General features: G+C 41.3%; 17 protein-coding genes, 10 tRNA genes and 2 rRNA genes. 25 read left to right on the forward strand and 4 right to left on the reverse strand.

The window, feature by feature from the left end:
• The 13 genes from LC455_RS28850 to rocF form a co-directional block, all read left to right on the forward strand.
• Nucleotides 1–117: ribosomal RNA gene (locus LC455_RS28850) — 23S ribosomal RNA — on the forward strand; the annotation flags it as partial.
• A gap of 138 nt (nucleotides 118–255) precedes the next feature.
• Nucleotides 256–372 (forward strand): 5S ribosomal RNA (gene rrf / locus LC455_RS28855).
• A 14-nt stretch (nucleotides 373–386) separates the two neighbouring features.
• Nucleotides 387–461, forward strand: a tRNA-Asn gene (locus LC455_RS28860).
• A 28-nt stretch (nucleotides 462–489) separates the two neighbouring features.
• Nucleotides 490–562 (forward strand) — tRNA-Thr (locus LC455_RS28865).
• A 20-nt stretch (nucleotides 563–582) separates the two neighbouring features.
• A tRNA-Glu gene (locus tag LC455_RS28870) sits at nucleotides 583–657 on the forward strand.
• 39 nt (nucleotides 658–696) lie between these two features.
• Nucleotides 697–772: transfer RNA gene (locus LC455_RS28875), tRNA-Val, on the forward strand.
• 37 nt (nucleotides 773–809) lie between these two features.
• Nucleotides 810–882 (forward strand) — tRNA-Thr (locus tag LC455_RS28880).
• 14 nt (nucleotides 883–896) lie between these two features.
• Nucleotides 897–981, forward strand: a tRNA-Tyr gene (locus tag LC455_RS28885).
• 45 nt (nucleotides 982–1,026) lie between these two features.
• Nucleotides 1,027–1,101: transfer RNA gene (locus LC455_RS28890), tRNA-Gln, on the forward strand.
• Between the two features lie 3 nt (nucleotides 1,102–1,104).
• Nucleotides 1,105–1,177 (forward strand) — tRNA-Lys (locus tag LC455_RS28895).
• A gap of 54 nt (nucleotides 1,178–1,231) precedes the next feature.
• Nucleotides 1,232–1,306, forward strand: a tRNA-Gly gene (locus tag LC455_RS28900).
• Nucleotides 1,307–1,314: 8 nt separating this feature from the next.
• Nucleotides 1,315–1,390: transfer RNA gene (locus tag LC455_RS28905), tRNA-Ala, on the forward strand.
• Nucleotides 1,391–1,869: 479 nt separating this feature from the next.
• The gene (gene rocF / locus LC455_RS28910; RefSeq protein ID WP_223596260.1) at nucleotides 1,870–2,769 is read left to right on the forward strand and encodes an arginase; all 900 of its coding nucleotides are present in this window, start codon (nucleotides 1,870–1,872) and stop codon (nucleotides 2,767–2,769) included.
• 38 nt (nucleotides 2,770–2,807) lie between these two features.
• Here the strand turns inward: rocF and LC455_RS28915 are convergent, their stop codons facing one another.
• Nucleotides 2,808–2,969 (reverse strand): aspartyl-phosphate phosphatase Spo0E family protein, encoded by a 162-nt coding sequence (locus LC455_RS28915; RefSeq protein WP_223596261.1) that lies wholly within the window; start codon nucleotides 2,967–2,969, stop codon nucleotides 2,808–2,810.
• 190 nt (nucleotides 2,970–3,159) lie between these two features.
• Between LC455_RS28915 and sigW the strand changes: the two genes are divergently transcribed.
• The 8 genes from sigW to LC455_RS28955 all read left to right on the forward strand — a co-directional run bounded on the left by sigW (nucleotide 3,160) and on the right by LC455_RS28955 (nucleotide 11,835).
• Nucleotides 3,160–3,723 carry an RNA polymerase sigma factor SigW gene (gene sigW, locus LC455_RS28920; RefSeq protein ID WP_223596262.1) on the forward strand — a complete coding sequence of 188 codons (564 nt, stop codon included), beginning with the start codon at nucleotides 3,160–3,162 and terminating at the stop codon, nucleotides 3,721–3,723.
• 18 nt (nucleotides 3,724–3,741) lie between these two features.
• Nucleotides 3,742–4,365, forward strand: coding sequence for an anti-sigma factor family protein (locus LC455_RS28925; protein WP_223596263.1), 624 nt, complete (start codon nucleotides 3,742–3,744; stop codon nucleotides 4,363–4,365).
• A gap of 135 nt (nucleotides 4,366–4,500) precedes the next feature.
• Nucleotides 4,501–5,328 (forward strand): diadenylate cyclase CdaA, encoded by an 828-nt coding sequence (gene cdaA / locus LC455_RS28930; protein ID WP_223596265.1) that lies wholly within the window; start codon nucleotides 4,501–4,503, stop codon nucleotides 5,326–5,328.
• Entirely contained in the window at nucleotides 5,321–6,544 is a 1,224-nt protein-coding gene (locus LC455_RS28935) for a CdaR family protein (RefSeq protein WP_223596267.1), read from the forward strand. Before cdaA ends, LC455_RS28935 begins: the two co-directional genes overlap by 8 nt.
• 37 nt (nucleotides 6,545–6,581) lie before the next feature.
• Nucleotides 6,582–7,931, forward strand: coding sequence for a phosphoglucosamine mutase (glmM, locus tag LC455_RS28940; RefSeq protein WP_223596269.1), 1,350 nt, complete (start codon nucleotides 6,582–6,584; stop codon nucleotides 7,929–7,931).
• A gap of 481 nt (nucleotides 7,932–8,412) precedes the next feature.
• Entirely contained in the window at nucleotides 8,413–10,215 is a 1,803-nt protein-coding gene (glmS, locus tag LC455_RS28945; protein WP_223596270.1) for a glutamine--fructose-6-phosphate transaminase (isomerizing), read from the forward strand.
• Nucleotides 10,216–10,336: 121 nt separating this feature from the next.
• Nucleotides 10,337–11,068, forward strand: a complete 732-nt coding sequence (locus LC455_RS28950) for a hypothetical protein (protein ID WP_223596271.1) — start codon at nucleotides 10,337–10,339, stop codon at nucleotides 11,066–11,068.
• A gap of 2 nt (nucleotides 11,069–11,070) precedes the next feature.
• Nucleotides 11,071–11,835, forward strand: a complete 765-nt coding sequence (locus tag LC455_RS28955) for a hypothetical protein (protein ID WP_223596272.1) — start codon at nucleotides 11,071–11,073, stop codon at nucleotides 11,833–11,835.
• 64 nt (nucleotides 11,836–11,899) lie between these two features.
• Here the strand turns inward: LC455_RS28955 and LC455_RS28960 are convergent, their stop codons facing one another.
• Together LC455_RS28960 and LC455_RS28965 are read right to left on the reverse strand one after the other, a co-directional pair.
• On the reverse strand, nucleotides 11,900–14,008 hold the full coding sequence (locus LC455_RS28960; RefSeq protein ID WP_223596273.1) for an MMPL family transporter: 2,109 nt from the start codon (nucleotides 14,006–14,008) through the stop codon (nucleotides 11,900–11,902).
• A 122-nt stretch (nucleotides 14,009–14,130) separates the two neighbouring features.
• Nucleotides 14,131–14,706: a TetR/AcrR family transcriptional regulator gene (locus tag LC455_RS28965; RefSeq protein WP_223596274.1), complete on the reverse strand. Its 576-nt coding sequence runs from the start codon at nucleotides 14,704–14,706 to the stop codon at nucleotides 14,131–14,133.
• Nucleotides 14,707–14,880: 174 nt separating this feature from the next.
• Between LC455_RS28965 and LC455_RS28970 the strand changes: the two genes are divergently transcribed.
• The gene (locus tag LC455_RS28970) at nucleotides 14,881–16,536 is read left to right on the forward strand and encodes an FAD-binding dehydrogenase (RefSeq protein WP_223596275.1); all 1,656 of its coding nucleotides are present in this window, start codon (nucleotides 14,881–14,883) and stop codon (nucleotides 16,534–16,536) included.
• A 55-nt stretch (nucleotides 16,537–16,591) separates the two neighbouring features.
• Here LC455_RS28970 and LC455_RS28975 read toward each other — a convergent pair whose 3' ends face one another.
• A complete protein-coding gene (locus LC455_RS28975) occupies nucleotides 16,592–17,518 on the reverse strand; it encodes an MBL fold metallo-hydrolase (protein ID WP_223596276.1) in 927 nt (308 codons plus the stop codon).
• Nucleotides 17,519–17,619: 101 nt separating this feature from the next.
• Between LC455_RS28975 and LC455_RS28980 the strand changes: the two genes are divergently transcribed.
• The 3 genes from LC455_RS28980 to LC455_RS28990 all read left to right on the forward strand — a co-directional run bounded on the left by LC455_RS28980 (nucleotide 17,620) and on the right by LC455_RS28990 (nucleotide 20,474).
• The gene (locus tag LC455_RS28980; RefSeq protein WP_223596277.1) at nucleotides 17,620–18,675 is read left to right on the forward strand and encodes an ArsR/SmtB family transcription factor; all 1,056 of its coding nucleotides are present in this window, start codon (nucleotides 17,620–17,622) and stop codon (nucleotides 18,673–18,675) included.
• 126 nt (nucleotides 18,676–18,801) lie between these two features.
• Nucleotides 18,802–19,503 (forward strand): response regulator transcription factor, encoded by a 702-nt coding sequence (locus LC455_RS28985; protein ID WP_223596278.1) that lies wholly within the window; start codon nucleotides 18,802–18,804, stop codon nucleotides 19,501–19,503.
• Nucleotides 19,503–20,474 carry a sensor histidine kinase gene (locus tag LC455_RS28990; protein ID WP_223596280.1) on the forward strand — a complete coding sequence of 324 codons (972 nt, stop codon included), beginning with the start codon at nucleotides 19,503–19,505 and terminating at the stop codon, nucleotides 20,472–20,474. Before LC455_RS28985 ends, LC455_RS28990 begins: the two co-directional genes overlap by 1 nt.
• Nucleotides 20,475–20,513: the final 39 nt, after the last annotated feature.

The following is a 20,513-nucleotide window of genomic DNA, read 5'->3' on the forward strand; positions in this document are numbered from 1 at the left end:
TTTCCCATAGCGTCAAGCTAGTAAGAACCCTGAAAGATGATCAGGTTGATAGGTCAGAGGTGGAAGCGCGGTGACGTGTGGAGCTGACTGATACTAATCGTTCGAGGACTTAACCAAGTCATATGAACATATGAAGGTGAACTCGTTTTTACAAACTTCTTCTGTATTATCTAGTTTTGAGGGAATGAAAAAATTAAAATTTCCTCTTGCATAATATAAAAAAGACATTATAATAAAATAGTGTCGATTAAATAGTCTGGTAATAATGGCGAGAAGGTCACACCCGTTCCCATACTGAACACGGAAGTTAAGCTTCTCAGCGCCGATGGTAGTTGGGGCACGCGCCCCTGTGAGAGTAGGACGTTGCCAGGCTGTTATATTATTGTTCCGCAGTAGCTCAGTGGTAGAGCTATCGGCTGTTAACCGATCGGTCGTAGGTTCGAGTCCTACCTGCGGAGCCATTTTTATTTCATCAAGAATATCAGCTATGCTTCCATAGCTCAGTAGGTAGAGCACTTCCATGGTAAGGAAGAGGTCAGCGGTTCGAGCCCGCTTGGAAGCTTACCTATATTTAAATTGTATGGCCCCTTGGTCAAGCGGTTAAGACACCGCCCTTTCACGGCGGTAACACGGGTTCGAATCCCGTAGGGGTCACCATAGTTATTTCGTAATAACGAAAATAACTTTCATGAATTAGGAGGATTAGCTCAGCTGGGAGAGCATCTGCCTTACAAGCAGAGGGTCGGCGGTTCGATCCCGTCATCCTCCACCATAATTTTTTTGCGATAGCGAAAATAATTTTCATTTGTGCCGGTTTAGCTCAATTGGTAGAGCAACTGACTTGTAATCAGTAGGTTGGGGGTTCAAGTCCTCTAGCCGGCACCTTTCTTTTTTATGGAGGGGTAGCGAAGTGGCTAAACGCGGCGGACTGTAAATCCGCTCCCTCGGGGTTCGGCGGTTCGAATCCGTCCCCCTCCACCACTTATATTTTTTTTATTTTTGGACATTCTAGTTACTATCAACTATTGGGCTATAGCCAAGCGGTAAGGCAACGGACTTTGACTCCGTCACGCGTTGGTTCGAATCCAGCTAGCCCAGCCAAGAGAGCCATTAGCTCAGTCGGTAGAGCATCTGACTTTTAATCAGAGGGTCGAAGGTTCGAGTCCTTCATGGCTCATTTTAATATTTAAACCCTAGGTTAACATTGTCTTGGGTTTTTATTTATGAAAATGCGGAAGTAGTTCAGTGGTAGAACACCACCTTGCCAAGGTGGGGGTCGCGGGTTCGAATCCCGTCTTCCGCTCCATAGTTAATGGGGTCTTAGCTCAGCTGGGAGAGCGCCTGCTTTGCACGCAGGAGGTCAGGGGTTCGATCCCCCTAGACTCCACCATCACACTACATATAAAATTTATGCCTTGAATCGTACTGGTTCTAGGCTTTTTTTGTGTTTTCAAAACATTTTAGTCCGTATTGATTTCAGTATCGTTGTTTCTATTAGACAATTTTCCGACTTCATCGGATTATTTTATCCCATAGAGCTCTCCTATGGGACACATCCCAAAGAAATTAAGCCGGTAATGTCCCATAGAACTATTCCATGAGACACTTCCCAAAGTTTTACCTACCAAAATGTCCCATATTGGTATTCAATTGAGAATTTCTTACTTTTTATACTACTTTTTTTCAATAACAAAAAAACTAATTAAACGTTTGATTAGTTTTGGTGTTTTTCGTTCGTATAAAAGTCCAATTATTAACCTAACTGAAATGACGACCAACACGCATATATATACATAATTTTGTCGAGTTGAGTCATCCCACTGAAAGCGGTTAAAATAGTACATATTAAAGGGTAGGAGGAATTTAAAGATGAGTAAAAAACTTTCAATTATTGGGATGCCGATGGACTTAGGACAAATGCGCCGCGGTGTAGATATGGGACCAAGTGCAATCCGTTATGCTGGCATTAATGAAAGACTAAAGCCACTATTTGATGATATCCACGATTTAGGAGACATTCCAATCGGCAGACCGGAAGTCGTAATCGATAAAGAATCAAACCTGCGCAATCTCGATCTTGTTGCAGAAAAAACATCCATGCTGGCAGAAAAAGTAGATGAGGCAATCCAATCCGGTTCATTTCCGCTCGTACTTGGCGGTGACCACAGTATTGCAATTGGAACCTTAGCGGGGGTAGCAAAGCATTATAAAAACCTAGGTGTCATTTGGTATGATGCCCATGGTGACTTAAATACTGCAGATACAAGCCCGACAGGAAACATCCACGGCATGCCTTTAGCTGCGAGTATTGGATTAGGGCATCCGAAATTAACGGAACTGGGTGGTTACTTCCCGAAGGTTAAACCTGAGAACGTAGTCATTATCGGAGCAAGATCCTTGGATGAAGGGGAAAGAATCCTCATAAAAGAAAAAGGAATTAAAGTCTACACAATGCATGAAATCGACCGCCTAGGAATGGCGCACATCATGGAAGAAACGATTGCTTACTTGAAAGAAAGAACAGATGGCGTACATCTTTCATTAGACTTGGATGGGTTAGATCCAAGTGAATGTCCAGGAGTAGGAACACCGGTTATGGGTGGTATCAGCTACCGCGAAAGCCACTTGGCTATGGAAATGCTCGAAGAGGCAAAGATTATAACCTCTGCAGAATTTGTGGAAGTAAACCCTATTTTAGACGAAAAAAATAAAACAGCACAAATCGCTGTTGGTCTAATGGGCTCATTATTCGGAGAAAAATTACTATAAAGAATAAAGCAGCTGCATCCTGTTTCGGTGTAGCTGCTTTATTTTTCCACAAGAGATGAATATTCATTTAGTAGAGAGTCCAGCCTCCGACTAGCCTCAATTACTTCGTGATGGGCAAATGAGTTTACAGACGCAAGTCGAACCATATCCATCCGGCAGCTTTCAATTTCCGCTAATAGTCCCTCCAGTCGGGCACCCATGTAAAACATGACCTCTTTCCAATGTATTATTACTTTTATCCCCAGCAGGAAATTCTTTAAACTAGTATTTGAGCCTTTTTGGTAAATTTTTGTTAATATTATAGGTATGGAGAAGTTTTTTCGTGAAAAACGAAACTTTTTTGCTAACGATTCGTATGAACGTATAGCGTATTGGAGCTGAGAAACGTTAATGGAAGCTATTGTAAAAAAGAGAATAAAACAAGTGATAAAAGGCGATCAGGATGCATTTGGGGAGATCGTTGAAATTTATAAAAACAGTGTCTATCAGCTGTGTTTCCGAATGCTTGGAAATAAACATGAAGCCGAGGATGTGGCACAGGAGGCGTTTATTCGTGCCTATGTGAATATAAAGTCGTTTAACCAAGATTTGAAATTTTCCACCTGGCTATTTCGGATTGCCACCAATTTATGTATCGATCGAATGCGCAAAAAGAAACCTGATTATTACTTAGATGCAGAAGTGGTCGGAACAGAAGGGTTAACCATGTATTCCCAAATTCCTTCCAATACTCCACTGCCAGAAAAAGAGCTGGAAAGCCTAGAGTTGCAGGAAACCGTACAGAAGGAAATATTAAAGCTGCCAGAGAAATATCGGTCTGCGATCGTTTTGAAATATGTAGAAGAATTATCATTAAATGAAATTAGTGAAATTCTTGATCTTCCTCTAGGGACAGTTAAAACAAGAATTCACCGAGGACGGGAAGCTTTAAGACAACAATTACGTTATGTTTGATAAGAGGTGAAACAAAAAATGTGTCCAGAACATATCATCGATCTCATGCACGAGTATTTAGACGAGGAAATTGACCAAGAAAAAGAACGGATCTTAAGAGAGCACATTCAAAGCTGTAAAGAGTGTGAGGCTATATTTAATGAACTAAAAAAAACAGTAGCCTTCGTTAAAAGTATATCAAATATGCAGGCACCGGCAGATTTTACAGCCAATGTCCTAGCGCGTCTGCCTAAAGAGAAAAAGAAGGTTTTGATGGGGGGCTGGCTGAGAAACCATCCAATGCTAGCTGCAGCCTCATTATTCCTAATTTTAATGGTAGGAAGCCTATTTTCCATCTGGAATCAGGACCGGGAATTCTCGGTATCGAAGCAAAAAAACCTGGTGGTTAAAAATAATACTGTCATTGTCCCTAAAGGCGAGGTTGTCAAAGGTGATGTGATTGTTCGGAATGGGACCTTAAAAATTGAAGGGGAAGTGCAGGGAGACGTTACCGTCATAAATGGTGAAAAGTACCTGGCATCCGCCGGTCATGTGACAGGACAAATTGATGAAGTGAACGAAGTGTTTGATTGGATTTGGTATCATATGAAAAGAACGGTCCAAGAGACCATCGAAATCTTTGACCATTCTGAAACCGAATAAAAAACAAGTCACTCGTTTATGAGTGATTTGTTTTTTTTAATGAGATACATATAATAAGTACAAGCTTGATTTATGCTATAATAATGTAGTTGTATTCCAATATATACGTTTTAAGAAAATTACGGAGGAAAAACAATGCCGTTTGCCGATTTTACTATATGGAAGTATTTAGCTAGTATTGTTGATATTCTCCTCGTATGGTATGTCATATACAAACTGATTAACATTATAAGAGGAACCAAAGCGGTTCAGTTACTAAAAGGGATTTTTGTCATTCTTCTTGTAAAAGTAGTCAGTGATTTTTTTGGCTTATCCACTTTAAGCTGGATGATGCAGCAAGTCATAACATACGGGTTTCTTGCGATTATTATTATTTTTCAGCCAGAACTCCGCAGAGCACTTGAGCAATTGGGAAGGGGGAAATTTTTCTCAAGAAGCTCAAGTCCCGATGATGACGATCAGGAAAAAGCTGTTCAGGCAATCATTAAGGCAACTGACTACATGGCCAAGCGCAGAATTGGGGCTTTAATCTCGATTGAAAGAGAAACAGGTATGGGTGATTACATAGAAACAGGTATTCAACTAAATTCTAAGATTTCATCTGAACTCTTGATTAACATCTTCATTCCAAATACACCGCTCCATGATGGGGCCGTTATCATCCAACGAAATAATGTTGCTGCAGCAGCATGCTATCTTCCTTTATCGGAAAGTCCGTTTATTTCAAAGGAGCTTGGAACGCGGCACCGGGCGGCATTAGGAATCAGCGAGGTAACCGATAGTATTACCGTCGTTGTTTCAGAAGAGACGGGCAGCATCTCACTGACGAAAAATGGTGAACTTCATCGTGACTTAAAGGCAGAAGAATTTAAGGAACTCCTCACGAGTGAATTGATGATACCAAACAAGACTAAACAAGCTTCTTCAGCTCGTTGGAACTGGAGGGGGAAAAATAATGGATAAGCTGATGGATAATCGCTGGTTTATCAAAATTCTTGCATTACTTTTAGCCATTTTGCTTTATTCAACTGTATCGAACAAAGAAAATAAATTAACAGTTAACGTCCCAAGCCAATCGACTTCTGCGACGATTAAAGATATGCCCGTAAATGTCTACTATGATACCGAGAATTTAGTGGTTTCGGGGATTCCAAACACAGTGGCTATCACAATTAAAGGGCCTATTACCCACGTCCAATCCACAAAGGCCTTAAAAAACTTTGAAGTGTATGTGGATTTGACAGAAGCTAAGATAGGGAAACAAAAAGTAAAGCTTAAAGTAAAAGATTTATCTGATAAATTAAAAGCCACTATTAATCCTGCTTCTGTCACCGTGAATGTTCAAGAAAAGATCACCAAGGAATTCAAAGTGGAAGCTGAATTTAATGCAAGTCAAGTGGAGGAAGGTTATTCAGCCGGACAGCCGATTGTCGAACCAAACAAAGTAAAAATCACCGGTGCAAAAAGCGTGATTGATCGAATTGCCTTTGTCAAAGCAACACTAGAGGAAAAGTCTAAACTGAAAGAGACGATTACCAAAGAGGCCCACGTACAGGTTCTTGACAAAGACTTGAATAAATTAGACGCAGTGGTCGCGCCAGAAACCGTAAAAGTGACGATACCAATAAAAAATAATAGTAAAACTGTTCCAATTAGTATTCTTAAAAAAGGAACGCCTCAGGATGGTATTACGATTGATTCCATTGATCTGGATGTGAAGGAAGCAACGATTATTGGACCGGAAGATATCCTGAAACAGACTGAAAATGTCCGCGTGGAGGTAGATGTTAGTAAAATTACCGAAAACACTACCCTTAATCTTCCGGTGATCATTTCAAATGGGATCACGAAGGTGACACCACAAATGGTAAAAGCAACGGTCTTGGTGAAAAAGGAAGAGGAAAAAACCGTTTCAGGAATACCGTTAAAAATCCAAGGATTATCTGATACGTACATAGCGGAGATTAATGATCCTGATAATAAGATCATCAATCTGATTGTAAACGGACCAAGCTCGCTTGTAGATGGATTAAAGCCTGAGGACTTTAATGTATATATTGATTTATCCAATTTGGATGAAGGCAGTCATGAAGTGAATATCCACGTGGATGGCCCTGCCAATTTAAACTGGAAGCCTAATAAAGCGACTGCAAAAATTACAATTACGAAAAATGCCTAATACCTAGCAATAATTGTTGAAGGAGCGATTTTTTAAAATGGGAAAATATTTTGGTACCGATGGGGTACGCGGAGTAGCAAATAGTGAATTAACACCGGAATTGGCCTTTAAACTAGGCCGGTTTGGTGGATATGTTTTAACAAAGGATAAAGATCGTCCAAAGGTTTTAATTGGCCGTGATACTCGTATTTCAGGTCATATGCTTGAGGGTGCCCTTGTGGCAGGTTTGCTGTCCATTGGAGCGGAGGTCATGCGTCTTGGCGTGATTTCTACTCCGGGGGTAGCTTATTTAACGAAAGCTTTAGGAGCACAGGCTGGGGTCATGATTTCAGCTTCTCATAATCCAGTAGCAGATAATGGAATTAAATTTTTCGGCCCTGATGGTTTTAAGCTTTCTGATGACCAGGAATTAGAAATTGAAGAGCTTATTGATATGCCGGACGATCAGCTGCCTAGACCTGTAGGTGGTGATTTGGGCTTGGTCATGGACTATTTTGAAGGAGGACAAAAGTACCTTCAATACTTAAAGAATTCCGTGGATGAAGATTTCTCCGGTATTCATATTGCACTGGACTGTGCAAACGGTGCAACTTCTTCTTTAGCGACACACTTGTTTGCTGATCTGGATGCAGATTTGTCTACGATGGGGGCTGCACCAAACGGATTAAATATTAATGCCGGTGTTGGCTCAACACACCCTGAAGCACTCGCAGCCTTAGTGAGGGAAAAAGGGGCCGATGTGGGTCTTTCCTTTGATGGTGATGGGGACCGCTTGATTGCGATTGATGAAAAGGGAGAAATCGTCGATGGCGACCAAATCATGTACATTTGCGGCAAATATCTTAAAGAGCAGGGGCGCCTAAAGCATGGAACAATTGTATCCACCGTTATGAGTAATCTTGGCTTTTATAAAGCGCTTGAAACTCATGGCATTCATAGCGTTCCGACCGCCGTTGGCGACCGTTATGTAGTCGAAGAAATGAAGAAGAGCGGATTTAATCTTGGCGGGGAACAATCTGGCCACATTATTTTCTTAGACTATAACACAACCGGCGATGGTTTATTATCAGGACTTCAATTAGTGAATATCATGAAAGCAACCGGGAAGCCATTGTCAGAGCTGGCTAGTGAAATGAAGAAATTCCCGCAAAAGCTTGTAAACGTTAGAGTGACAGACAAACATCATGTGACCGATAATGTAAAGGTTAAAGAGATCATTGAACAGGTTGAAGAAGAGATGTCTGGAAACGGAAGAATTCTTGTTCGGCCTTCCGGAACCGAACCATTAGTCCGAGTTATGGCGGAGGCACCGACAAAGGAGCTTTGTGAATCGTATGTCGATCGCATTGTCACAGTCGTAAAAGATGAAATGGAACTAAAAGAATAGATGAATCGTCTAATATGCATAAGGGAACTCTCCAAGTCCCTTATGCATATTTTATTATGTATGGTGGTTATAGAAAATGGAAAAAAATATTATTTTGTGTAATTAGTTGACGGGGTGCCTCCAATCATGTAGTATTAACTTGCTTTGTTTATTCAAAGCTTTTTTTACCATTTTATGAAAAGAAAGGTGGGCAGCAGACAAAACGGATTTACTAAAGCGCCTGAACTAATCTAGAGACGTTGATTAGTTGACGAGGAGGAGGTTTATCGAAACTTCGGCGGATACCTCCCGGCTGTGACGCAGGGCCGAAATTTCTTCTTTAAAACACTTAGGCAACTTTGTGGACAAAGAGAAGGAAATGCGCATACTAAAAGTAATGTTTATAAGGGTATAGACAGATACCCGACTAAAACAGAGATAAGGGGGCAAGGTGGGCCTCCAAAGCGTTCTTTGCCCCCTGTATCAGGGAGGAAAAAGAAAAATGTGTGGAATTGTTGGTTATATTGGAAATAATGACTCGAAAGAGATTTTACTAAAAGGTTTAGAAAAGCTTGAATATAGAGGATATGACTCAGCAGGTATTGCTGTTAAAAATGAGAACGGAATTCATGTCTTTAAAGAAAAGGGCCGAATTGCAGATTTGCGTGCGATTGTCGATGAGAACGTTTTGGCTAAAATCGGTATCGGACATACGCGCTGGGCTACCCACGGAGTTCCAAGTAAAGTGAATTCTCATCCGCATCAAAGCACATCTGGACGTTTTACGCTTGTGCATAATGGTGTAATCGAGAACTATGATCTATTGAAGCGTGAATATCTAACAGATGTTACATTCGTCAGTGAAACAGATACAGAAGTTATTGTTCAATTGATTGAACGTTTTGCGAGTGAAGGCTTAGAGGTTTTAGAAGCGTTCCGCAAAACCTTGACTCTTTTACATGGATCTTACGCTTTAGCTCTTTTAGATGCTGAAGATAATGAAACCATCTATGTAGCAAAAAATAAAAGCCCTCTTTTGGTTGGACTAGGCAGCGGATTTAATGTTGTAGCAAGTGATGCAATGGCGATGCTGCAAGTAACGGATCAATACGTGGAATTAATGGATAAAGAAATTGTTATCGTTACAAAGGATGAAGTAACGATTCAAAACCTTAACGGTGAAGTTATTAACCGTGCGCCATATAAGGCTGAACTTGATGCCAGTGATATTGAAAAAGGCACCTATCCTCATTACATGCTAAAAGAAATTGATGAGCAGCCGCTTGTGATGCGTAAAATCATTCAAACATATCAGAATGAGAACGGTGAATTAACGATTGACGAGAAAATCGTGGACGCTTTGAATGCTGCTGACCGCCTTTATATTATTGCGGCAGGTACTTCTTATCATGCAGGTCTTGTTGGAAAGCAATTCATTGAAAAAATGGCGAAAATCCCTGTAGAGGTTCATATCTCCAGTGAATTTGGCTATAACATGCCGCTTCTTTCTGAAAAACCTTTGTTCATCTTCATTTCACAAAGCGGTGAAACAGCTGATAGCCGTGCCGTTCTTGTTAATGTCAAAGAAATGGGTTACCCTGCATTAACCATCACCAATGTTCCTGGTTCTACGCTTTCTCGTGAAGCGGACTATACATTGCTGCTGCATGCAGGCCCTGAAATTGCGGTTGCGTCAACTAAGGCATATACAGCCCAATTAGCTGTCCTTGCGATTATGGCTGAAGTAACAGCCAAGAGCCGCGGATTAGAAATTGGTTTTGACTTGATTCAAGAGCTTGGTTTGGTGGCAAATGCAATGGAAGTTCTTTGTGACTCTAAAGAATTGCTTGAAGTAATCACAAGAGAATTCTTATCTGTAACACGCAATGCCTTCTTCATCGGCCGCGGAATCGACTTTTACGTTGGCCTAGAAGGTGCACTGAAACTGAAAGAAATTTCTTATATTCAAGCTGAAGGATTTGCCGGTGGGGAATTAAAGCATGGTACAATCGCTTTAATCGAAGAAGGTACTCCAGTTATTGCTCTTGCTACTCAAGAAAGTGTAAACTTAAGCATCCGCGGTAATGTGAAGGAAGTTGTAGCCCGCGGTGCCAACCCATGCATCATCTCGATGAAGGGATTAAATATGGACGAAGACAGCTTCGTCATTCCTGAAGTAAATGAATTATTAACACCACTTATCTCTGTCATACCATTACAAATACTTGCCTACTACGCAGCTCTGCACCGTGATTGCGACGTCGATAAACCGCGTAATCTTGCAAAGTCTGTAACGGTTGAGTAATTTGTTCTTAAGAATCGGGAAACGTACTTTATGTGCGTTTTCTCGGTTCTTTTTTATTTTGTTAAAACATAATAAAGGAATATGCAGGCGATTGGTGAATTATGTAAATAGGAGGTGGACAATGACCTTAAATTATAATTTTGCTTTTTCGTTTCAACTTATTCCCATTATTACACTTATTTTAGCTTGGTGTGTTATTGCAATTATTGCCTATCGAATGATGAAAAAACAACAGGTGAAACCAAAGGCCTGGAAAGGTCTCGTTTGTGTTCTGGTCGGTCTTTTTTCTTTCTCGATTAATTTTCCGTCGTTATGGGATACGCCGATTAAGATATCCATCCTACCGCTTGGTGTTTGGATTTTGTATGCCTTTCTAAAAAGAAAGGAAGGGAGCTGGGTGACCTATAGGCGTTTCGCGTGGCTCGGGTTTTGGGCTAATTTTATTTTTCTAGCGGCTGCCCTAATTGCAGTGCCCATTCAAAATGCCACATATCCTAAAAATGAGCTGTCTACCTATATGTCTACCGTCGAGAATGCATCGATCAGGAGTATCCATCCCTCTGGGAAAAAACGCGTTTTAGATACAGATACTTTGCTAAAGCAATTACATAATATGAGTCAAGAAAAAATTCAGGGTATTCAGTGGTATCAAGAAAAAGAAATTAGAAGTGAGCAATCGACCAAAAGGAATGAACGGTTTCCATATCAGCTTTTCGGAACATCTTCAAAATGGGGAAGCGGCCTGTACCCGATTATTTACGTAGAAGCCGATGGAAAAGGAATATTAATATCAGCGCCTCAAAAGCAGCTTTTTTTTCGTTCCAATGAATCATTGCTGAAAGGAGGGGAATAAGCATGCTGAACAAGAGATTCGTCTTTATTGGTTTAGTAGCTGTTGTTATTGTATTGGCGGCGGCAGCCTGGTTTTATTGGGTTAATTTTTCCAAACCAGCCTCCTTTCCCGCTAATGAACAATTGATTGAGAGAATGAATAAAGTTTTTCCAACAGCAGCTGTTAAGAGCATTCAGGATCATGTTCATGTTGATGAGCGGCATGTGTTCGTCCCGTTTGTTTCGGAAGAGGGCCGGTACGGGGTAAGTTATTGGGCTTGGAAGGAGCATAAATGGAAGTTGCTTTCTATAAATAATGCCGGGGAGCCGCGTCTTTGGAAGATTAATAGTAACGATCCTTCAACGTTTTATATAGCGTGGAATTCCCATCCGGATGACAAAGTGAGCTATATGAAATTCTATTTTATTCGTGACAGAGGGTTTCAAGGCCATGATGGGATTGAAACCTATAACCCAAGGATCCAGCTAGAGAAAAAGGTACCCCTTACGGATAAGTCCTATGGCGTATTATCCATGCCGGCTGATTGGTTAGCAATCATGAAATCATTGCAGCAAGAAGGAAATCCTAATATTTCTGATAGACTTATTGATAGTGTGTTACCAAATAATAATAATTTGTATTTTGGGTTTATTCCATTTGATCAATCAAACCAAGAGACAGGTATCATGAACTCCGTGAATGGCAGCAGCTTTACCAATGGTGATATAAATCTCGATTATATAAGTATTTTGAGCAAATCTAAAATTGAAGAACCGTTAGAACAATAATCAGGACATAAAAAACGAGCTTGTTTAGGAGAATCGAACAAGCTCGTTTTTTGATGTCGTGAATCTAGTTACTCTCGCTAGTCGCTTTGTCCTTCTCTAATAAAACAATGAGACCTGGTAATAATATCCCCCTGATTAAGAAGGTATCCAGTAAAATTCCCACAGCGACAATGAAGCCAAAAATAAACAGTAGTTGGATGGGCTGTGTCATCAAAACTGCAAAGGTTGCAGCGAGAATAATTCCTGCAGAGGAAATGACCCCGCCTGTGTTAGCAACAGCAATTTCTACTGCTTTTTTAACAGAATGTTTGGCTCGTTCTTCTTGGAATCTTGAAATAAGCATAATATTGTAATCAATTCCGAGCGCTACCAAAAAAACAAAAGCATAAAGAGGAACGCGGTTACTGATCGTGTCGATACCAAAGAAAAGGTTGCTTAAAAACATTCCCAATCCCAATGCAGCAAAGAACGAGATTAATATCGTCCCCATCATGTAAATCGGCATTTTAACGGATTTCGTTAGGACAATTAACAATCCAAATATTAAAATCGTTTCCAGTAACACGATGATGATGACGTCCTGGTTGTTAACAGAGCGGTCATCGACTTTCACAGCAGTTTCCCCTGCAAAATAAAGTTTCCCATTCAGGTGACTGTCTGTAATGATTTGTTTTTTATGACTTATGATTTTCTCTAAGGCATCCAAGGTCCCGATAGAATATGGATTTCCTTGAAACGTTAGGCTATATTGAATGATCTTTTTGTCCTTGGCAGTTCCAGATAAACGGACATTACTAACACTTGGCTGCTTGGCTAGTGTACTGCGTAATGTTTCCTGCTCCGCGGCCGTGATTGGTTTTGCTGATTCAAACACGACGGCTGTAGGGGCAAGTTCGCCCCTCTCAAATTTAGCAGCTAAGATTTCATAGCCTTGGCGGGAAGGCATATCTTTAGGGAACGATTTTATTGTATCGAACTCATACTTAAGATTAAATAGATTACTAGCAGACAACAGCAGGAAAAGACCGATTACAAAAACGGAAAGTCCGGGCTTCCTTACAACGAAGCGTCCGATTTTGTCCCAAAGAAAATGTTTCTTGGCCGATTGACCTCCAACACGCGGAATTTTAGGCCAGAAGGATTTCCTGCCGAAAAGGGTAAACAAAGCTGGAACGAGTGTAACGGATGCAATCATGATTACCATCATGGTGGCAGCAAAGGTTGGGGCAAAGTTTTTAATATCTCCTAATTGAGCAAAAAACAATACGAGCATCGCCGCTAAAACAGTTCCCCCAGAAAAGAAAACCGGCATTCCAGTTTCCCTCATCGCCGCTTTCATGGCATCAAACTTGCTTTCATGACGGGTGAGTTCTTCCCGATAGCGAGAAAACACAAATAAAGAATAATCAATCATCGCAGCAAATAACAAAATTGACATAATGGATATGGTTTGATTGCTCAAAGCTAGGCCCGCTTTACCCATTATTCCAAGTACCTGCATTACCACTTCATAGACGAAAACGGCTGCTAGGAGTGGAATCAACGCCAATAACGGTGAACGATAAATTACAATCAATAAAATAAGGATTAAGCCCACTGTCGATAAAATAAGGACGACATCTGCACGCGAAAAAAGATCAAGAGAATCTGCGGCAATCCCTGCAGGTCCGGTAACATACAGCTTAAAATTTGATGAATCAGCAGCAACTTTCTTGATTTGTGCTAAAGACTTTTTCATATCCTTTGTTTCTAGAGAAGAATCCAAGGTTAAAGGGATAATCGCCGTTTTCTTATCGGCTGAAAAGAAACTGGCGGCAGCTTGTGGAGGCAGGGCTGCTAACGGGATGATCTGAGTAATCCCTTTAATGTTTTTGTTTTCGAATTTAGCTAAAACCTCTACCAGCTGGGTGGGCTCTATCTGACCATCCCTAGATTGGAAGACTAATATGGCAGGGGTTCCTTCATTAGTAGGAAAATACTGATCCATCTTCTTTTGTGCAATGGCAGATTGGACATCCTTAGGAAGGGAATCTATTCTCGATACTTCGTAATTCTTTGCATTTGGAGCAAACACAGCCAAAACAATGGTAATGATGAACCAGGCAGCAAGGGTGGTCCACATTCCTTTTTTGGTTGAAACATAGTCGGTTATAGCTTGTAAGAATAATTTCATTTTTTGCTGTTACCCCCTTCTTTTTATTAGGTTTAAGGTGACACATGTGTCACTTTAGCGAAAAAAATAAATTGACACTAATGTCACTATGTATTATCTATAAAAGTAACATATGTGTCAATTTAAGGTTTTATGTACATTCCATGGCAAATCATTTCTTTAATGGATTGGACCCAAACCGAATGGGGGATATTAAAATGATTCGGAATGGCGACAGATTGAAAAATATAGCCCAAAATAAGTGCTTCCGGTATCTGCGGATTTAATTTCTTTTCTTCTTTCCCAAGCTTAAGGAAGTTCTGTAAACATTGATACATTTCTAAATGAAACTTGTCTAATTGATCCTTATTTTCTTTCACTTTATTGTTAGCCATTACTGGAATCTGCTGGCCTATCTTAATCATTTTTTGAATGTCGGAATAACTGAAAATAAGATTTAAAAGAAAGTCGAACTGCGCCTCAAATCTATCTAGTAATTCTATTTCTTTTAACTTGGTAAGAAAATGCTCCATTTCATTAAGCATATAGTCGGTAATTAACTCTTCTTTATTTTCATAGTACTTATAAAGTGCTCCCCGTGATACGTCTAAATCAACAGCAAGAAGACTAAATGTAAATCCCTCATAGCCATGCGTGAGAAGAAGCTGTTCTGTGGCTTGAAATAAATCATCTTTAGAAAATTTGCGTTCACGTGCCATTTTTTCACCCCAAGCCTATTATAAACAATGAAGGAAACAATGGAAAATAACATTTTCTAAATGAGTATATTGACTGTTAATAGATTCCAATTTTATACTAGCAATACAATATAAATATCTGAAAATTATGTATTATTTTTAAACTGAAGAATAGATGGCAGGGGGGATGAATTCATGGATTTTGATGTAATCGTAGTAGGAGCAGGCCTTGCCGGTTTAGTAGCAGCGGCAGAGATTGCCGATGCGGGCAAAAAAGTGCTGCTGTTAGACCAAGAATCAGAATCCTCATTGGGGGGACAGGCGTGGTGGTCTTTTGGCGGCTTATTTCTGGTTGATACGCCGGAACAGCGCCGGATGGGAATAAAGGATTCTAAAGAATTGGCTTGGCAGGACTGGTTGGGAACCGCTGGTTTCGACCGGGAAAATGACGAGGATTACTGGGCGCTAAAATGGGCAGAGGCTTATGTTGATTTTGCTGCGGGGGAGAAACGTGCCTGGCTTTATGACATGGGTGTGCGTTTTTTTCCAGTGGTAGGATGGGCAGAACGCGGCGGATATCTAGCTGATGGACATGGAAACTCAGTCCCTCGCTTCCATGTTGTCTGGGGAACAGGACCCGGCATTGTTGCCCCATTTGAACGAAGGGTTAGGGAGCACATGAAAACGGGATTAGTGGAATTCCGCCCTCGTCATCGCGTTGATGGTCTTATTAATAGTAATGGGGCAATTGTTGGTGTGAGCGGTTCTGTTCTTGCTCCGAGCTCTGCTGCCCGCGGGGAGGATAGCAACAGAGACGTAATAGGAGGCTTTGAATATCGTGCGCAATCGGTGTTAGTCTCTAGTGGAGGGATTGGTGGAAACCACGATCTTGTTCGTAAAAATTGGCCGAGCCGATTGGGAGAGCCTCCAAAACATATGATTTCTGGCGTACCCGCACATGTCGATGGCCGGATGCTCTCCATCACCGAGGAGGCAGGGGGGAGAATTGTCAATCGGGATCGTATGTGGCACTACACTGAAGGGATCCAAAATTGGAATCCGGTCTGGACCAACCATGGTATCCGCATTCTTCCAGGGCCATCCTCCATATGGCTGGATGCTCGCGGCCGGCGCTTCTCAGCACCTAATTTCCCAGGCTTCGATACATTAGGTACACTCGAGGCCATTCAAAAGACAGGTTACGATTATTCCTGGTTTATTTTAACGCAAAAAATTATTGAAAAAGAATTCGCCCTCTCAGGATCAGAGCAAAATCCGGATATAACCGGAAAAAGTATTCGCAAGGTATTGGGAAGAGCTTTACCTGGTGCGCCTGGGCCGGTAAAGGCATTTATGGATAAGGGCGAGGATTTTATTATTGCGGATAATTTGGCTGATTTGGTAGCCGGTATGAATAAACTAACGGGTGACAATCTGTTGGAGCTGGCAGAAATCGAGCGGCAAATAAAGGCGCGGGACCGGGAATTGGATAATACCTTTTCGAAGGATCTGCAAATAACAGCCATCCGTGGTGCGCGTAAGTATCTTGGGGATAAATTAATCCGTGTTGCCACACCGCATAAAATTCTGGATCCAAAGAATGGGCCCTTGATTGCGGTCCGCCTGCATATCTTAAGCCGAAAAACATTAGGCGGATTACAAACCGATTTATCCGGAAGGGTCCTAAACGCAGCCGGAGAAGCCATCCCGGGATTGTATGCAGCGGGAGAAGCATCAGGCTTTGGCGGAGGCGGTGTACATGGTTACCGCTCCCTGGAAGGTACCTTTGTAGGAGGTTGTCTGTTTTCAGGAAGAGCAGCAGGCCGGGCGATTGCGAAAGAATTGGGATAAAAAAATGAAAACACCTCATTGGCAGGTTGTCCAAGGAGGTGTTATTCCGTTTGTATTACGCTATTTTTTCCAACAGAAAACGCAGATTACTGTAAAAAACGGAGGGTACCAGGTAATCTTTATATGCTTCAGGGATGTCAAGCTCATGAATATTTTCCATCGTTCCATCTTTTTGCGAGCAATCATATGCAAGCTTTTTAAAGTCTAACAGATAATTTTGCATAACCGTCAAATCCTCCGCAGTTCCAACCTTCCCATGTCCCGAAACAACCACTCTAGCATCCAGCAATTTTATTTTATCAAGCGAGTTAATCCAATTATCGATATCTCCCTGCCTGAAATCTGCATGGCAGCCGATATGCATCAAATCCGCTAGAAAAAGAATCCTGTCTTCAGGCAGATATAGGAACGAATCGCTGGATGAATGACAGCTGCCGCAGGTAATCAGTTCAGCGGAACGGCGCGTTCCATGGAATATCATTTTCTCTTTAAAAGTCATGCTCGGTAAAGTGAGAGAGGAATGATCGGCACCATTGGTAATTGCCGTATATTCACCTAATAAAGTTTCTGTTTCTTGACGTTTAGCTAGGTTTGTTTCCCGCTTCATTTCATTTCTCATTTGATCGAGGTAGTGGGTGTTTTTTTTCACCATTTCAATGAAATTCGGCTGTCGGACCGCAATCTGCTGCCTCGTCTGATTGGTACTAATGATCACTGCATCTGAAAATACCTGGTTACCATGTACATGGTCTATGTGTTCATGACTATTAATGACGTAAGAAGTTTTTCGGCCAGTCAGTTCCTCGGCGGCACTGCGCAAATCTTTAGCTGCGCTTGGAGTGGCGAAGGTATCAAATATAATCGTTTGCCCTCCGATATCAATTATTCCTGCGTTCGCCCAGGAGCCCGTCCCCGGAGTAGAGATGGCTGCATATACTCCTTCCGACATTTGTTGAAGGGAGAAATATTTAGAAATATTCAACGTTTTTCACTCCTTTGTTTTTTATGTCATTAATTATATGATGTTAGTAATAAACTAAACTACTTATTGAGTAAAGAGTAAATCAGTTGGAGGGCATTAGTATGTCTTTTTCCATGCACCTTGCAAATCTTTCATCAGAACAAATAGCCTTTAGTTATTCTCCAGCGCACGAAACCATATTGGCCCTGCATGTTTTTGATGACTGCAAACACCATCCGCTGCACATTCCTTGGGTGATTAATGCCCGTAAAAAAGTTAGTTCCGGTCTAAAAGAAGAAATTGATGCCTTCAGTCTCTTTTATCAACGGCCAATTATTAGTTATTGGGGCCATCAAGGTACGGCCTTTCGCTCTTTTGATAAGGAACTGCAGGGATTTTTGGAATTACCGATCGAGGAATTCTATCAAAAAATTGTTGATTCTATTAGGAGCCATTCAGGCCTTCAACTAGAATTTTTCGAAAAAGCCATTGAGAGGTATCCAAAGTCCCATAATGTTTTATTGGGATTATTAGAAAACCCTGATGAAGTCCGGCTACGATTTACTCATTTATTGAAGGCCTTTTGGGATGCCTGTCTCAGGGAGGAATGGCCAAGAGTAGAGGAACTATTTTTAAAAGATATTACCTTTCGCGGGAAAAAATTAATGAATGAAGGGCCTTTGCCGCTGTTAGAAAGTCTATCACCGGAGATTGTGATTGATTCCAAGAAAAAACGGGCTGTAATCAGGCGGATTTCCAAAGCAGACATCTTTTTTGAGGAAGAAGAGGTTTTATTATTAACACCTTCTTACTTTGTCTGGCCGCACTTATTAGTAAATCGCCGTAACCCGGTGGGAATTAACTACTCTATCATGGAAAACCAGCAGGAAGCCATAAAACCAATGCCTCCAGAGAACCTGTTGAAATTTTTCCGTGCAATGGGGGATTTGACCAGACTTCAGATGGTGCAATTTTTGGCTGAAAAGCCTCGGTCAACGCGGGAGTTGGCCGCGCTGATAGGTGTTACCGAAGGAGCGGTTTCGAAACATTTAAAGCAGTTGCAGGATGCGGAGCTTATTACATCCAGGCGCGAAAGCTATTATGTGTTTTATCAACTTCAATACGAAGCATTTAATGAATTTCCTGTTGGTTTGCAGCAATTTATTCAGCTCGATTAGGGAAACTGGAAGTGAAAATAAATGAAATTGAACATCTCTCATAGACATGGGAGATGTTTTGTTGTTTCCATTGTTTCCCTTATTTTTGTTACAATCATGAGTATGATAGGCAAAAGGAGAATGAGGATGTTTAAGATTTTTATTATTGAAGATGACAAGCAACTGGTCAGCTTGCTGAAAGAGCATTTATATAAATTTGGGTATGACACAAAATCTGTCGATGATTTTGCAGCTGTCCGCACTCAATTTGAACAATATGATCCACATCTCGTTTTATTGGATGTCAACCTGCCGAAGTTTGATGGCTACTATTGGTGCCGGCAAATCCGCAGTATCTCCACGTGCCCGATTCTGTTTATTTCGGCTCGCGAAGGAAAAATGGACCAAGTGATGGCTCTTGAAAATGGAGCGGATGATTATATCACGAAACCTTTTGATTATGAAATTGTCACCGCCAAAATTAATAGCCAGCTCAGACGGGCGTATGGGACCTATGCCAGTTCACAAAATGGACGGACCACCACTGTTGCAGGACTGACGCTTGATGTTGAACGAATGAGTCTTACTTTTAGCGGACAGGAAATTGAGCTAAGCCATACGGAAGCAAAAATTCTGGATGAATTGATGAAAAGAGCAGAGCGGGTGGTCAGCCGTGACCGGCTGTTAGAAAAAATCTGGGACGACCAGGCATTTGTTGATGATAATACTCTGAATGTATATATTACGAGGGTGCGGAAAAAGTTGGCTTCTTTAGAGATTACGGAAGCACTTCAAACCATTCGCGGCCAGGGATATCGGCTCCTTCCGATCTGGGAGGATAATAAATAATGAAGCTTTTTTTCCGCGAGCAAATTCTTCTAATTATTTTTTATCTTCTTCAATTATTGGTCATCTCGTTCATTTATTGGCTGGATGGTTATCGAAATTTGAAGATAAGTTTATATGCTGCTTTCCTTAGCGGCTTCCTACTGATAGGGTATCTCTTCATTCGCTACATGACGAATCGCTCCTTTTATCAACGGTTGGAAAAACCGCTCACATCAATGGAGGACTTTTCAGGTAATCTGCAGCCATCACCCCTAGCAGAAGGTTTACAGCGGCTTCTAAAAAGCCAATTCCGCCATTATAAAACGGATTTACATAATTATAAGTACAAGCTCGAAGGCCATATCCAGTTTATCAATCAATGGGTTCATCAAATGAAGACGCCATTGTCCGTTATCCATTTAATGATTCAGGACGAGGACGACCCGCGATTTACGTCAATTGGAGATGAACTTGATCGGTTAAAAAAAGGGCTCGAGATGGTTCTATATACCGCCCGCCTCGATACATTCGATAGGGATTTTTATGTTGAGACCCTTGATTTGCAAAAGGTTGTCCGAACTGTCACATCAAGCCAAAAACGATTATTTATTCGCGGCCGAGTATTTCCAAGCTTTCAATTTGAGGGGAACTTAAGTGTGGCCACTGACGAGAAATGGCTGTCTTTTGTGTTAACCCAGCTGATAACAAATGCCGTTCGTTATACAGTCGAAGAGGGAAGGAAAATTTATTTCCATGGTTACCATCGGGGAATGAATGTAGTTCTAGAAGTTCGGGATGAAGGTGTGGGGATCCCTTCAAGCGATTTACCACGTATCTTTGACCCCTATTTCACAGGCCAAAATGGCCGCAACTTCCAAGAATCAACCGGAATGGGCCTCTACCTCGTCAAACAAATATGCGAAAAACTAGGCCACCGCATCGAAATAGAATCCACCGTTAACAAAGGGACAATAGTGCGTATCATAATATAGGTGTCAGGCACCATCTGTGTACATCTGTCCTCCTGCGGT

Source organism: Neobacillus bataviensis (assembly GCF_019969725.1).

Coding starts and splice junctions, on each gene's coding strand:
- sigW (WP_223596262.1), top strand. CDS start 3,160: ATGGAAGCTATTGTAAAAAAGAGAATAAAACAAGTGATAAAAGGCGAT.
- LC455_RS28950 (WP_223596271.1), top strand. CDS start 10,337: ATGACCTTAAATTATAATTTTGCTTTTTCGTTTCAACTTATTCCCATT.
- LC455_RS28925 (WP_223596263.1), top strand. CDS start 3,742: ATGTGTCCAGAACATATCATCGATCTCATGCACGAGTATTTAGACGAG.
- LC455_RS28980 (WP_223596277.1), top strand. CDS start 17,620: ATGTCTTTTTCCATGCACCTTGCAAATCTTTCATCAGAACAAATAGCC.
- LC455_RS28955 (WP_223596272.1), top strand. CDS start 11,071: ATGCTGAACAAGAGATTCGTCTTTATTGGTTTAGTAGCTGTTGTTATT.
- LC455_RS28985 (WP_223596278.1), top strand. CDS start 18,802: ATGTTTAAGATTTTTATTATTGAAGATGACAAGCAACTGGTCAGCTTG.
- LC455_RS28915 (WP_223596261.1), bottom strand. CDS start 2,969: ATGGGTGCCCGACTGGAGGGACTATTAGCGGAAATTGAAAGCTGCCGG.
- cdaA (WP_223596265.1), top strand. CDS start 4,501: ATGCCGTTTGCCGATTTTACTATATGGAAGTATTTAGCTAGTATTGTT.
- rocF (WP_223596260.1), top strand. CDS start 1,870: ATGAGTAAAAAACTTTCAATTATTGGGATGCCGATGGACTTAGGACAA.
- LC455_RS28960 (WP_223596273.1), bottom strand. CDS start 14,008: ATGAAATTATTCTTACAAGCTATAACCGACTATGTTTCAACCAAAAAA.
- glmM (WP_223596269.1), top strand. CDS start 6,582: ATGGGAAAATATTTTGGTACCGATGGGGTACGCGGAGTAGCAAATAGT.
- LC455_RS28965 (WP_223596274.1), bottom strand. CDS start 14,706: ATGGCACGTGAACGCAAATTTTCTAAAGATGATTTATTTCAAGCCACA.
- glmS (WP_223596270.1), top strand. CDS start 8,413: ATGTGTGGAATTGTTGGTTATATTGGAAATAATGACTCGAAAGAGATT.
- LC455_RS28970 (WP_223596275.1), top strand. CDS start 14,881: ATGGATTTTGATGTAATCGTAGTAGGAGCAGGCCTTGCCGGTTTAGTA.
- LC455_RS28935 (WP_223596267.1), top strand. CDS start 5,321: ATGGATAAGCTGATGGATAATCGCTGGTTTATCAAAATTCTTGCATTA.
- LC455_RS28990 (WP_223596280.1), top strand. CDS start 19,503: ATGAAGCTTTTTTTCCGCGAGCAAATTCTTCTAATTATTTTTTATCTT.